This window comes from Paenibacillus violae, assembly GCF_032461945.1.
Lineage (GTDB): Bacteria > Bacillota > Bacilli > Paenibacillales > NBRC-103111 > Paenibacillus_E > Paenibacillus_E violae.
In genome coordinates this window covers 15,724-30,150 of the sequence record NZ_JAWCUD010000007.1, presented here as the reverse complement: position 1 = coordinate 30,150, position 14,427 = coordinate 15,724, and the positions used below count along the sequence as shown (strand labels likewise).

Annotated in this window: 11 protein-coding genes; 10 read left to right on the top strand and 1 reads right to left on the bottom strand. The window is 46.9% G+C overall.

Annotated features, from left to right (window positions below; all coding sequences use genetic code 11):
- Positions 1-6 precede the first annotated feature (6 nt).
- The 4 genes from RQP52_RS19840 to RQP52_RS19825 all read left to right on the top strand — a co-directional run bounded on the left by RQP52_RS19840 (position 7) and on the right by RQP52_RS19825 (position 7,124).
- Positions 7-1,644 carry an extracellular solute-binding protein gene (locus RQP52_RS19840; RefSeq protein ID WP_315953481.1) on the top strand — a complete coding sequence of 546 codons (1,638 nt, stop codon included), beginning with the start codon at positions 7-9 and terminating at the stop codon, positions 1,642-1,644.
- Between the two features lie 106 nt (positions 1,645-1,750).
- On the top strand, positions 1,751-3,976 hold the full coding sequence (locus RQP52_RS19835; RefSeq protein ID WP_315953480.1) for a helix-turn-helix domain-containing protein: 2,226 nt from the start codon (positions 1,751-1,753) through the stop codon (positions 3,974-3,976).
- 45 nt (positions 3,977-4,021) lie between these two features.
- The gene (locus RQP52_RS19830; RefSeq protein ID WP_315953479.1) at positions 4,022-6,214 is read left to right on the top strand and encodes a family 78 glycoside hydrolase catalytic domain; all 2,193 of its coding nucleotides are present in this window, start codon (positions 4,022-4,024) and stop codon (positions 6,212-6,214) included.
- Between the two features lie 25 nt (positions 6,215-6,239).
- Positions 6,240-7,124 carry an AraC family transcriptional regulator gene (locus tag RQP52_RS19825; RefSeq protein ID WP_315953478.1) on the top strand — a complete coding sequence of 295 codons (885 nt, stop codon included), beginning with the start codon at positions 6,240-6,242 and terminating at the stop codon, positions 7,122-7,124.
- On the opposite strand, the gene RQP52_RS19820 is transcribed toward RQP52_RS19825, so the two are convergent.
- Positions 7,115-7,939, bottom strand: a complete 825-nt coding sequence (locus RQP52_RS19820; RefSeq protein WP_315953477.1) for a phytanoyl-CoA dioxygenase family protein — start codon at positions 7,937-7,939, stop codon at positions 7,115-7,117. The two genes, RQP52_RS19825 and RQP52_RS19820, sit on opposite strands and share 10 nt — an antisense overlap.
- Before the next feature lie 64 nt (positions 7,940-8,003).
- On the opposite strand from RQP52_RS19820, the gene RQP52_RS19815 reads away from it, so the two are divergent.
- The 6 genes from RQP52_RS19815 to RQP52_RS19790 all read left to right on the top strand — a co-directional run bounded on the left by RQP52_RS19815 (position 8,004) and on the right by RQP52_RS19790 (position 14,417).
- The gene (locus RQP52_RS19815) at positions 8,004-8,360 is read left to right on the top strand and encodes a fibronectin type III-like domain-contianing protein (RefSeq protein ID WP_315953476.1); all 357 of its coding nucleotides are present in this window, start codon (positions 8,004-8,006) and stop codon (positions 8,358-8,360) included.
- Positions 8,361-8,498: 138 nt separating this feature from the next.
- Positions 8,499-9,515 carry a glycoside hydrolase family 130 protein gene (locus tag RQP52_RS19810; protein WP_315953475.1) on the top strand — a complete coding sequence of 339 codons (1,017 nt, stop codon included), beginning with the start codon at positions 8,499-8,501 and terminating at the stop codon, positions 9,513-9,515.
- Between the two features lie 432 nt (positions 9,516-9,947).
- Entirely contained in the window at positions 9,948-11,483 is a 1,536-nt protein-coding gene (locus RQP52_RS19805; RefSeq protein WP_315953474.1) for a type 2 periplasmic-binding domain-containing protein, read from the top strand.
- Between the two features lie 26 nt (positions 11,484-11,509).
- Positions 11,510-12,472, top strand: coding sequence for an ABC transporter permease (locus RQP52_RS19800; protein WP_315953473.1), 963 nt, complete (start codon positions 11,510-11,512; stop codon positions 12,470-12,472).
- A gap of 1 nt (position 12,473) precedes the next feature.
- Entirely contained in the window at positions 12,474-13,343 is an 870-nt protein-coding gene (locus RQP52_RS19795) for a carbohydrate ABC transporter permease (protein ID WP_315953472.1), read from the top strand.
- Between the two features lie 57 nt (positions 13,344-13,400).
- The gene (locus RQP52_RS19790; RefSeq protein ID WP_379170701.1) at positions 13,401-14,417 is read left to right on the top strand and encodes a LacI family DNA-binding transcriptional regulator; all 1,017 of its coding nucleotides are present in this window, start codon (positions 13,401-13,403) and stop codon (positions 14,415-14,417) included.
- The last annotated feature ends 10 nt before the right edge of the window (positions 14,418-14,427 follow it).

Below are 14,427 nucleotides of genomic sequence, written 5' to 3'. Positions count from 1 at the left end.
TCTTATATGAACAAAAAAGCGCTAGTCATCTCCACGGTTGCGTTGACGCTTACGGCAACGTCACTGGCAGGCTGTTCCGATAGTAAGACCGGAGAAGCTCAAACATCAACCAAACCTGCTGCATCGGCATCTGCGCGTGCGATGTCCCTCTCGATGTCGTTTTATGATCGGGGAACGATTGCACCTGATCTGGGGACAGCTGAAAACAACATCTGGACGAAATTCATCCAGGATAAAACCGGAATCAATTTAAAGATATCCCCTGTCCCGCGTGCAGAATCCGTTAACAAGCTGAATACTCTTGTCGCGTCAGGGTCAGCGCCGGATGTTATTTTAGAATACGATGTGGGATTCCGCAATCAACTGTATTTACAAAAACAGATCATGCCAATCGGAGATTTGATTGAAAAAAATAGCACAACTTACAAGCAGCTGCTAAATAAATTTCCTCTACTCAAAAAGCTGAGCACGAGGGATGATGGGAAAATTTATGACTTAGGCCGCATTCTTGGCTATGTGCCATATAGTTATACAGTGATTAGGCAGGATTGGCTGGATAAGATGAAACTATCGGTGCCCAAAACGGCGGATGAATTATTTCAAGTTGCGAAAGCGTTTGCAACGCAAGATCCTGACGGTAACGGCAAGAAGGATACATACGGCTTGAATATGGCCGGAGGCGGCAACTTAATTGACCCTATGTTCCAAAATGTAACCTGGATACTCAAAGACGGCAAATGGGTGAAGGATTGGGATCGGGCCGAGGCTGCGAACGCCTTCCGCAAGAAGCTTTTCGATGAAGGCATCGTCGATAAGGATTTTCTGACCGATAAGAATGGAAAGAAAGCCGAGCAGGATTTTGTTACAGGTAAAATAGGGATCTATACAGCTGCAGGCTCATACAAAGTGTTTACTTCTCAATACGAAACCTTGCGTAAAAATGTCCCCGATGCCAAGCTTGTGGCCATCGCACTACCTTCCAGCCAGTTTGGCAGTTTTTCACCTGATTTCAATCCACCGGTGCAGTTGACGGGTGTCTTGAACGCCAAAACGAAAGATCCTGAAGCGGCGATCAAAATGATTGATTATTTGAGCTCACCAGAGTGGGTCAAAACAACTTATAGCGGCATTGAAGGCACACATTACAAAGTTGAAAATAACAAAGAAGTTCCGATTAATGCGGAGAAAAATAAGAAGGAGCTTGATTGGTTAGGCGACTTCCGTATGTTAGGCGGCCAATATGTATATAACGAGTTTGATACGACGATGAAGGGATTTGATCAAAGCAATCCGCTTCAGAAGGAGTTTTACGATCTCGGCAAGGACGTTTTCAGCTTGAACATTACAAAGGACCGCCCGTTAGCCAGTATCACGCTTGGCGGGTTCATGCCTACGCTTCCTGCTGACATGCAATTCATCTCCAAAAACTTGCTTGATTCCACCAGCAATCCGATTGGGGACTTATGGAATAAAGCGATTGTAAGCGGATCTTCGTATACTTCAGCTCAAGCGAAGCAGGATGCGATCAATCTTTGGAAAAAATCGGATGGAGATAAGCTGGAGGCTTGGTACCAGGATTGGTATACGAAAAATAAGGATACGATGGTTAGCCAAAACGATTTACTTTCCATGAATTTTAACTAAAAGAGTATGGAGAATGCTGTCGGTGGATGTCTGCCGACAGCCTTGTTCGTACCGTCCCTAGTAGACGGTTCCGCCGTTTCATTTCGATGCCCGAGGAGAGCATGCCATGTTAAAGAAACATTCTTGGTTTTACCGTTTGGTCACAACCTACCTGCCAATTGTCTATTTGCTTGTTTTCGTCCTGTTCTTCGTGTTCTTCATGACGATGAATAAGCAGTCCCAAACGCAAACTGTGAGTGCAAATGAAGCATTTACGCGATACACCATGCTTCAGCTTAACTCGATTCTTGGCAACATCGATCAGAATGTGAATGCGGCAACCGTCAATAACAAGGAGTTTAATCAGTATATGTTTCAGCTTCACGATTCTGATGTTAACCCGTATTTGCTGCGCAGTAAGGTGGCGGAACTTTTCAGGCAGGTCCAGGCGGGTTTTCCTTTCATTCAATCCATTTACTTTTATCGCAATATCGATATGACAGTACTCGGCACGGAGATGTACCTGCCACTTGCAGAATTTGGCGATCGCGATTTTGTAAAGGAGCAGATAAAACAGCCGCTTCCTAGCATTTGGACGAATGTAAGAACCTACAAAGTTCTTCCTTCTCAACCTTATGACGCTCAAGTTGTATCGCTCGTTAAAAAGGTCCCTTTTCTAACGGAGCCAAGCGGCATCCTTATCGTGAATATCGATGTTTCGAGTCTGGCCTCTTGGTTGCAAAGCATCTCTGTAAGTTCAATTAGTTCCATTACATTAGTCGATCAAGCAGGTCAATTGATTGGGCAAAGTAAAGTGAAAGCCAACAAAGACATCCTTAACTTGAAGTTTGAGGAGACGGGGTGGACGTTCAACAGCGGTATAAAAGAATCGTACCATTATGGCTTTTTTTCCGAGCTCTATTATAGCTGGATACTTATCGGAGTTGTGATGGTTCTGATTGCTTCAGCCTTAATTATTTATTTGTCCAAACGATATGCAAGACCTATCGATGCGAGTATGAGCCGAATTTCCGATTATTTAAACCTCAGACAGCCGGGTGGAGAATTAATTTCGGTTGTCGATGCGGCCGTAGACAAGATTATTGATTTCGCTGATCGTTATCAGTCGGAAAGTAATTTAAATTTGCCCTATCGTCAAAAATACTTTTTTCAAGAACTTCTGACAGGGGACCGTCCCATCAGCCAAGATGAATTGACCGATGAGATGCATAACTTTGGCTTCGCTTGTAACTGGCATTCTTTCAATACGGCCAAATTGGAAATTGATAGAATTAGTGATTTTACAGAAAGCTACTCCACGCGAGATCAGGTGCTGCTGAAATTTGTCTTGTCGAATGTGTTGAAAGAAACCGCTGAGCAGTATGGAATTGGTATTTGGAGTGAATGGATATCTGTGGATAAAATGAGTATTCTGTTTGGCGCAGATGTCGAACTTTCCATGAGTGATATTAGTACTATTTGTGAGAGTATGCGGGAGTGGGTAGAAGCCAATCTTGCCTTCACGGTAACGATCGGCGTAGGGAAAATGACGGAGCGTTCGGAGGATATCGGTGAATCCTACGAGCAGGCAGTTAAAGCCGTACAATACCGATCCGCATTGGGAAACAATCGGGTTATTCACTATGAGGTTATCGCGCGGCAGACGGAAACCGAGTTGTTTGATATTTTACAGTTAATCCGCACGATCGTTCAGGTGTATAAGAGCGGAAACGATGAATGGTATAACCAGTTCGATTTCCTATTCAAAGCCATTAATCGCGAATTGTATACCCGGGACGAGTTAAAGAACCTGCTTTACTATATGACCTTTACTTTCACACGTGAATTGTCTGAATTTCCCAGTGAATATACCGAATCATGGCGTGTGGAGGGACTCATTCCTATTACCCAAGCGATTGACCGATTCGAAACGATGGACGATATCAAAAAAGTATTGCTGGAACGGCTCAGCACCGTTGCCGAGTTATGGAAGCAGCTGCGTGAAACTAAAAATCACAGGCTGCTGATTCACGATGTGAAAGCGTACATTGACGCCCATTACGCAAATGCAGACTTGTCCCTGCAGCTGCTTGCCGAACAATTTTCGTTAAGTAAAAATTACGTCAGCCGCTTATTTAAAGAGGAAACAGGTGAAAATTTTATCGATTATTTAACGGCGCTGCGCATCTTTCATTCGAAGCAGCTTCTGGAAGAAACGGGCACTTCGATACAGGATATCGCCGGACTCGTTGGTTATGAGCATTATTTTTCGTTTAATCGAGCGTTTAAGAAATTGACCGGATTCCCGCCGAGCGATTTTCGGAAGAAACGCATCACGGACAAAATACTGTAATACGGAGTCTGGCGCGTACTTATGAGGAAAGAGGAGATGGTTCGGTTGTCAACAAAGTGGCAGGCAGATTGGTTGACAGATCATTCATTTATAGATGTAAATAAACCTTGTCTCTACCATAAAGAGCTTGAAGCACATGAGGTAGAACCGCATCGAACCGATTTACAGCATCACCATTGGTATGTAAGAACCGTATGTATGCTGGATGACAAGAGTTTGGATGAGAAGGAGATCTGGCTTCATCTAACGGCGGATGATTATTATAAGCTGTATATCAATGGCGAGTTCGTATGCCAGGGGCCGGCTCAAAGTGATGCGAATCATTACTATTTTAATCGTACCAATGTTCGTTCATGTTTAAAGGCCGGGGAGAATGTAATTGCCATTCATGTCTATTATCAAGGGCTGTTAAATCGTGCTTATAACAGCGCTGACTACCGGCAAGGTGTGCTGGCAGAATTGTGGGCGGGCGAGAACTTGCTGGTTAAAACAGATCGCACTTGGAAAGCGAAGCGGGTATATGACAATCGGCCCGGTGTCGCTTTCGGCTATGACACGCAGTTCACCGAGCATTTGGACGCCAGGCAATCGGTGAGAGGGTGGACAGAAGTCGGGTTTGATGATGCCGATTGGCCGCAAGCGGAAGCTGCAGAGAAAATCGATTATACATTTGTTCTACAGCCGACTCCGGTGCTTGACGTTTATAGGAAGCAGCCGTCGAATGTCCAACAGCTGGCACCAGGTCATTATCTGATCGATTTCGGAGGAGAACTGACGGGTCAATTCGCCATGACTGCATATGGAGAAGTGGGAGAAGAAGTGCAGATCTGGTCCGGGGAAGAACTACTGCCGGGGGATCAGGCTGTACGTTACGAAATGCGCTGCAATTGCCTGTATCATGATCAGTGGACGTTATCCGGCGACATGGATTCCTTCCAAACGTTTGATTACAAGGCGTTCCGTTATGTGGAAGTGCAAGGACCGGAGGGAGTTTTGAACCCGGAATCCTTCCATGCCATCGTCAGACATTATCCGTTTGATGAACAAAGCTGTTTGCTTCACAGCTCGGATGAGCGGATGAATCAAATTTTTGAAATTTGTAAAAATGGAGTCCAATACGGATCGCAGGAAAACTTCGTGGACTGTCCCAGCCGAGAGAAAGGTCAATATTTGGGCGACAATACGATTATTGGTCACTCGCATATGCTGCTCAGCGGGGATTTACGATTATATCGCAAGGCGATTGAGCAATTCGGACGCAGTTCTTTCGTCTGTGGCGGGCTCATGGCCGTTGTACCGGGACATTTCATGCAGGAAATAGCTGATTTTTCTTTACAGTGGCCGATGCAAGTCATGACATATTTCAATTACAGTGGAGATAAGGCCTTTCTTCAAGAGATGTACCCGTATGCGGAAGGGTTGCTGCAGCATTTTGAGCAATTTGAGCGAGAAGATGGATTGCTGCAAGGCGTTGCGGATAAATGGAATCTTGTCGATTGGCCGCAAGGACTGCGCGATAACTATGACTTTGAACTAACCAAGCCGATAGGCCCTGGCTGTCATAATGTCATCAATGCCTTATATATCGGTTGTGTACGTACGGTGAACGAGATGCGGGATTTGCTAGGCGTCAACTATGAGAATCGGCTGCCCAAATTAAAGAAAAGCTTCTTGGACGCCTTCTATGATGAGGAGAACGCCTTATTTAAAGATTCCAAGGAAAGTAGGCATCATGCCCTGCACGCCAATGTCCTGCCCCTTCTGTTCGGCATCGCTCCTGAGAAATCCGTTGTGGCTATCGTCGATATGATCCGAACCAAACGTTTCGCCTGCGGCGTTTATTTCTCTTATTTCGTCATGAAGGCACTTGCGGAGGTTAGAGAGTATGAATTGATCTATGATTTGCTATCATCAGACGATGAACATTCATGGGGGAATATGCTGAAAGAGGGAGCAACTACGTGTTTCGAGGCGTGGGGCAAGGACCAGAAATGGAATACGAGCCTATGCCATCCATGGGCAAGCGGACCCGTTCCTGTGCTGATTGAAGACATTATCGGACTAAAACCTGCCAAGCCGGGTTGGCAAGAAATTGCTTTTTGTCCTAAGCTTCCGGCAACTTGGACGTCGTTTTCGCTGCAGGTTCGTGTTCCAACCGGAAAGATTGAACTCTGTTACGACAACGGGGTGTGGACCGAAAGCTTCCCGCCAGGTATCACGGTTATAAGAGTGGAGTAAGCGGACAAACGAGGGGGCTAAGCTTATGGTTAATCATACCAATGAACGCTTTCTGGAAAGCGATACATTCCCATTCTATGCGGCCCCCTACGAACTCTCGGCAGGACGGTACGTAGCTCCACACAGCCATGAATTCGTTGAATTTGTCTACATCGTCGAAGGTGGCGGCCTACATACATATAAAGGAATTGAGCACAGGCTTCACACAGGGGATGCGTTCGTCATTGAACCCGGTATGGAACATTCCTACAAAGTGGGGGAGAATGAACAGCTTCTTCTTTATAATGTCTTGTTTCATCCGTCTTTGATTTTTCATGAGTTGGAAAAGTTGAAGGAAGACTCTTCCTTTTTTGATTTTTATTATGTCGTTCCCTTTATGCGCCAAACGGTCAAAGATCAGCCGTCGCTGTGGTTGTCTCCAGTCGAGCAGAGCTTATTTAAGTCGCTGCTCGACGAAATTGTCCGGGAATGTACGGTGAAAGACCACGGTTACCGATCGATGATCCGATCCAAGCTGGTGGAATGTTTCGTTTTTTTAAGCCGCTGTAACCGCAAGAACAACGAAAACGTAAGGCTTGCAAGTACATCAGAAAAGCAGGCGATAGAACAAATCGCCCGCTTTATTGAACGTCATCTGGAAAAGCAGCTTAAGCTGGCTGAGGTTAGCCGTCTGTGTGGCATGAGTGTCTCCACCTTCAAGGCCAAGTTTAAAGCGAATACAGGACGTACGTTTCTGGAATATCGCAATGAAATGCGAATCATGACCGCTAAACGGCTGTTGGTACAGACGGAACTCAAAATGATAGATATCGCGCAAGAGGTCGGCTTTGAGGACGTCAGTTTATTCAACCGCACATTCCGGCATTGGACCGGTATGTCCCCCCGCCAGTATCGGAAAGATCATCTTTGAGCAGGTACTTTGGCAAGCAGCGGAAACATAGGCCCGCGCAGCGGTTCCTCCGGTGTATAGGTCTGCTGCCCATCCAAAACCATATGAGGTTTCCCGTTAAACGTGGTTCCGTCCGGCATATAGATGATGGCGTAAGCGCGTCTAGGCTTGTCGGTTTTATTTGCATGGGCATAATGAAAGGTAAGCCCGTCATGAAATGTGCAGCTGCCCGCCTTTAGAGGTACCATGACCGGCTTCCGCTCAGCCAACTCAGTCCCCTGAACAAAGTCGAAAATATTAACGGGATCATGCAACGAGATGTTCGTTAACTTCCCAACCTTATGAGATTTCGGTACGAACATCATGCAGCCGTTATTCTCATCCACATCATCGAGTGCAATCCAGATGCTCATGCACCCGTCCTCATTCATCGGCCACTTCGGAGAGTCTTGATGCCACGGCGTGGCATTCGTGTCCCCAGGCATTTTCCATAACGCATGATCGTGGAAAAAACGAATCCCCTTAGCACCTGTCAAACGTAACGCTATTTCCGCAAATCGGGGGTGAAAGGCGAAGGTCGCCATGCCGCCGTGATCTCTCCAGGTGTTCACCTTCTGATTAAGCACTCTGGCGTATGCGGCGTTGTCTTTCCCCGTTTTCACCGACAAGCCTTCCTTCGCACTCATCGACTCCTCCATATATTCGCGTAATGCGGCGAGCTCATCCTCATCCAGCAAATCATTGACTTGAACGAATCCATTCTCCCGATAAAATTCAATTTGATCCTGTGAGATCCAACGGTCTGCCGGATGTTGGCCGGATAGCTGATCCTTCATGGCGATCGTCCTTTCCGTATTGGTTTGACGTTCCTTTAAAGATAAGTATAGAAGCATTGCTCTGTTGGAACTAGGAGGATTCGCCGATGATTCAGGCAGATTAGCTGAGGAATTTGAAAGCGCTCCGCATTTTAGTGGCATATTTCGGATATTATCAGAGATGAGGGGAGCTGAAGTTGTTCAGCTCTACATCAAAGACATGGAAGCGAGCGTTACCCGACGTATCATCGAATGCAAAGGATTCCAGAAAGTGGAGCTGGCTCCCGGTGAGCGGAAGACCGTAATTTTCCGCCTTGGTTACGAGGAACTGGCCATCTGGGATTCCGGGATGCAATTTAAAGTAGAGCCGGGGAATGTGAAAATCATGGTCGGAAGCGATTCGCAGCACACGGCCGAAACGATGCTTCACATCACACGTTAGATTTTTCGATGGCATCCATAAAAATCTGGATGTTTTCTAAACTTTCACGGATATGAGGCGTTCACTGGTCAGTTATATAATGAGGTGAACGGCAAGACACAATGGACAAGAGACAATTCATAATCAGGAGGCACCACCATGAAAATCACAAGACATCCGGCTAACCCAATCGTGGTTCCGGGCATATACGACTGGCGTAAAGTGACGGTCTTTAATCCAGCGGTCATTATCGAGAACGACAAGTTCTACATGATTGAGCGTACGGCAGAATCGTTGACGCCTTGCAAAAACTTTCTAGGACTTTTGGAAAGCGATGACGGCGTTAATTTCCGCCATGTGGTGGATCAACCGATCGTTACGCCGGACATGCTCGGATTTCCGTACGGCAGCGTACAAGACCCGCGTGTCGTGAAGATCGACGATACGTTTTACTTGAATTACGCGTTGCGTCCTTGCGCGATGAGCTACTATCCGACCGGAGCCGGCATTCCGGAACGATCGGTTCCGACATATCCGGACGGCTGGGGCGAGAAGCCGGAACATTGGCTGACCCGTTCCGGGATCATGACGTCGAAGGATCTCATTCATTGGGAGTACTTATGCGATACGACACCGCTTGATATTAATGACCGAGACAACATCCTGTTCCCTGAGAAAATTAATGGCAAGTATGTACTGCTGCGTCGTCCGGAAGAGTATATCGGCGAGAAGTACGGCACGGAAAAAGCGGCGATGTGGATCACTTATTCCGACAATCTGATCGACTGGGAAGAGCCGAAATTGCTCGCCAAGGCGGAAAACGATGATTGGGAATTCAAGAAAATCGGCGGCTCCACACCTCCAATCAAAACGGATAAAGGCTGGCTGACGCTGTATCATGGTGTTGATAAAGATACTGTATACAGAGTCGGGGCACTGCTGCTCGATCTAGAGAATCCGGAGAAAATCATTGCCAGAACCCATAATTTCATCATGGAACCGGAAACGTATTACGAGAAGTTCGGATTCCAGATTCCAAACGTCATATTCCCGACAGGCAATGTAGTGAAAGACGGACTTTTATATATTTATTACGGTGTAACGGACACAGCGATCGCTCTTGCGACGGTACCGCTCGACGAATTGGTCGACTATATTTTGAACGAACCGAAATAATATGTTTTTTTGAACTGCTCATTCAGCGATTTTTTCGCTGGGGGGCAGTTTTTTATTGTGACGATCACAAGACTCATTATCTCAGACATAAAAACTATTGACGGTTTAAAGAGAACTCGTTAGAATTAAACACAGTAACTGGATTGGAATTATAAGCTATCTACATATCCTTGTTGACCGGACCACCGGAGACACGCATCTTTAATTGGCGTAGTCTCCTTTTTTGCGTTTCGGCATCGAAAAGGAAGATGCTACATAAATTAAAATCGAACCGGTTCCAATGTTGAAGCTTTGTTCCATGGCGTTTGACCTCTCGACAGCAGCGCTCTGAATGCAGCTCTTTTCGCTTAAGCCATCGGCAGCGGAATGAGAAGGAGGCAGCCAGCGGGGGATGCATATTTTATATATCAATGTACGGGAGGCGTATTCAAAATGAAGCAGTGGATTCCAATTACTTTAGCTGTTCTGTTAGCGACAGGGGTGGTTGCAGGGTGCTCCAGCGGCACAACGGCGAGCCCGGAAGCGGGTAAAGCAACAGCCGATCCAAGCACGACGGATGATCTGAAGGATAAGCTGGAACTGAATATTATGGCAGTCAGCTATGAAGGAGGGGGATGGCCGGCAAACAATCCGATGATCGATTATCTCAATAAGAAGTTTAATGTGGATCTTAAGTTCCAATGGGTTTCACAGGATAACTATAAAGAGAAGATGAACGTGCTGGCCGCCTCAGGGGATTTTCCGGATTCATTCCTGCTTATGAAAGATGACTTTTTGAAATGGCGGGATAAGGGTGTATTTCTTGACGTCAAACCGTTTCTCAGCAAATATCCGAACTTGGCCAAACAGCTAGGCGGAGAAGAACAGCTGCAGTTTATGAGCCCGAAGGGCAAGTATTACAGCTTTCCTTATTATCAAATCGAAACCCAGACTTCGTTCGGCATTCGAAAAGACTGGCTGGATAAGCTCAATCTCAAAATGCCGACGACAGTTGATGAATTTTACGACGTCACCAAAGCCTTCGCTAAGCAAGACCCTGACGGAAACGGGAAAAACGATACGTACGGTTTCTCGGTTTCGCTGGCACCGAATAAAACGGACTTCAAGCATATCGATCCGATTAAGGCGGCATTCGGTCTCGTCAATATTTGGGGGGTGAAGGATGGCAAGTTGATCAGCTGGCATACGCAGAATAAAGAGCTCAAGGACTTTGCCGTCTTTTTGAATAAAGCGTATACAGAGGGCGTGATGGACAAAGATTTTGCCATCAATAAGGTGAAGGACCCTCAGGACAAATACGAGGCGGGCAAAGTCGGTATCGATGATGTCGTGCCGAATGTTTTATATCAGACCATTGTGCCGAATGTGAAGAAAATCGATCCTAAAGCGGAAACTGTGCAGCTCCTGCCGCCAAAAGGGCCTACGGGACTGCAAGGAACATCGACAAATTCAATAACCCAAAGAATCGTTATTAATTCCAAGATTGATCCGAAGAAGCAAGAAAGACTGTTGAAGCTGTTTGATTATCTGGTGTCCGATGAAGGGAATATCTTGACGAAGAACGGGATAGAAGGGGTTCACTATAAAAAAGACGGCGATAAGTACACGAAGCTGGATGCATTCGATAAGGACCGTCCGATCCTGATTTCAGCCTGGTATTTGCGCAGATTCGACCTTAATACGCAAATTCGTCTCTGGGACGATAAAAAGACGGCTGACGACGTCAATCAATGGTTCAAAAACAGCGAACCGTTCAAATGGACGAATGTAGCGGCTGGACTGGAATCACCGACAGATGTCAAAAGCGGAGCGACCATTGATCAGAAATTTATGACCGCTTTAATCAAAGTCATTATGGGCGAGCAGCCGATCGATTCTTTGGATCAAGCTGTGGAACAGTGGAAGAAGGACGGCGGCGACAAGATTACCCAAGAATATAACGAAGCTTATCAGAAATCTCAGCAATAACATGACATAGTTCAGAGGTAGATGAAATGAGAAGCGGAAAACAAACAAATAGAGCCTCCCAAGCCTATGTCCCTGTTGTAGCGAATAGGATTCGGCGGGTGAATTGGAAACGCGGTATTCCTCTATACTTGATGATTTTCCCGGGTTTTTTATACTTTGTTATCTTCAAATACATTCCGATGGGCGGATTGGTGATCGCATTTCAGGAATATGATCCGTTTTCGGGCTTTATTGAAAGTCCCTGGGTCGGTCTGGACCATTTCCAGCGTTTGTTTACGGATGCGGACTTCTGGACGCTGCTCCGCAATACGCTGATGCTGAGCGCGCTGAATTTGTTTTTGTTTTTTCCCGCACCGATCTTGTTCGCCATTCTGTTGAACGAGGCAAAGAAGTCATGGTTCCGAAGGATCGTGCAGACTGTAATTTATATGCCGCACTTTTTATCCTGGGTTGTTGTCGTCAGTATCACGACGCTGCTGCTTGCCACACAGGACGGCGCGATCAACAATTTGCTTGCGGGTATGGGGTATGAGCGAATCGAATGGCTAACGAGCTCGGATTATTTTCGAGGCGTGTATGTGGCCCAAAATATTTGGAAAGAAAGCGGCTGGAATGCCATTATTTTTCTGGCTGCCCTTGCGGCCGTAGACCCGACACTCTATGAGGCAGCCGTCGTAGACGGGGCGAACCGCTGGAGACAGGTATGGCATATCACGCTGCCGGCGTTAAAATCAACGATTGTCATCCTATTTATTTTGCGGCTGGGCCAGATCATGGATCTTGGTTTCGAGCACATTCTGCTGCTACAAAATCCGGTGAATCTGGATGTAGCGGACGTGTTTGATACGTATGTCTACCGCAATGGCGTACTACAGGGCAATTTCAGCTACTCCACGGCGGTAGGCATATTTAAATCGGTGATCGGGCTGCTGTTGATCGTCTTGGCCAACCGTTTGGCCAAAGCGTTCGGTCATGAGGGGGTGTACTAGGATGAAGGGCTTTCATATCCGCGATAAAGATCTCATGTTTACCTTCATATCCAGGGGGATATTGGTGATCAGCCTGATATCCGTGATATTTCCGTTCTTATATGTGGTGCTGACTTCGTTCGCGCCAAGAGAAGAGATCGTAACCCGTGGATTTTTTCTGATCCCTCATCAATGGACGATCAATGCGTACGGCTATCTGATGAACAGTGAACAATTCGTTATTTCGTTCAAAAATGCGGTATATATCACGCTCGTCGGCACGACGGTGAACATGGCGCTGACTTCTCTCATGGCCTATGGGCTTTCCAAGTCATGGCTGGGGGGAAGGCGGGTGCTCAATTTCATGGTGCTGTTCACCATGTTATTCGGGGGAGGAATTATCCCGACTTATTTGGTTGTCAAAAGCTTGCATCTGCTGAACAGCTATTGGGCGCTTTTCTTGTCAGGAGCGATCGCACCGTTTCACTTGATCGTCTTGCGCAGTTTTTTTCAGAATATCCCGATAGAGCTGGAAGAATCCGCCCGTATCGACGGCTGCGGGGAACTGCGGTTGTTCTGGCAAGTGATCCTGCCGCTTTCTTTACCGGCGGTAGCTACGTTTACGCTCTTCTATGCGGTGCAGAACTGGAACGCCTATTTCAATGCCGTCATGTATTTGAACGATTCGGATAAATGGCCCTTGCAGGTATTCCTGCGGCAAATGATGAACGAAGCTAACGGCAGCATGGAGACTATGGCAACAACCTTCCAGTACAGTCCTGCAGTGAAGATGGCTGCGATTGTTTTGACCGCGTTACCGCTATTGGTCGGCTATCCATTTATGCAAAAGTATTTCAACAAAGGGATGCTGATGGGCTCGGTCAAGGGATAGCTGTGTCAGTAGGAATATGAAAATCGAATCGATTCCAAAGCGGGTTCGGGAGGGGGAATGACATTGGAAACAAGACCCAAGGTAACCATTAATGACGTCGCCAGGACGGCGGGGGTGGCCAAATCTACCGTTTCTCGCATTATTAACAACGCCCCCGGGGTGAAACCAGTCACAAGGTTAAAGGTGAACCGGGTGATTGAAGAGCTTGGCTTTACGCCGAATATGATGGCACGAAGCTTGAAGACCAAGCTGCGCCGCCAAATCGCGCTCGCTATTGACGATATTCGCAACCCATATTATCCGGAGCTTGCGTGGGGCGCCGAACAAGTGGCGAAGCAAAACAACTTTCGCGTAGTGCTGATCAACCATTACGGTAACCCGTCCGAGGAGCTGGCCGTCATCAAGGAAGCGAGCGATATGCATGTGGACGGGATTGTTCTGCTATCGATCAGCCATCCGAAGACATTAAGCAAGATTATAAAAAAAGCGAGCGTTCCCGTTACTCTGATCGGAAATTACGAGGATGATATGCCGGCAGATACGGTAGGGCTGAGAGAAAACGAAGGATACATGGCGATGGATCATCTGATTCGCATCGGCAGAAGGCGCATTGCTTACGCCGGCAGCACGTCGGTACACCGTGGAGCCCGCTATGCAGCCTACGAGCAGTCGCTTGCCTCTCATTTTATGGCGTTCGACAGCGCGTTAGTGTACAACGGCGAAAGACTTGCCATCGATACCGGCCTCGAAGCAGCCCGTTATTTTTACAATTTGAATGAAATCCCCGATGCGGTGTTCGCAGCTAATGATCTTGTGGCCATCGGTGTCGTTCAAGGTCTGATCGATCTGGGGCTGCGCGTACCGGAGGATGTCGCTGTCGTGGGAATCGATAATATCCCATGGTGTAATTTAATCAGACCTAAAGTGAGTTCGGTATCCAATTTAGTAGCGGAAATGGGGCGTATTGCCGTAGAGAGTCTGCTGCTCCGTATTGATGATGAGGCTAGAGCTTTTGAGAGAATCACCTTGGAGCCCCGGCTGATTGTCAGGGAATCCACCGTCAAACAGAGGTAGGTCTACCGCA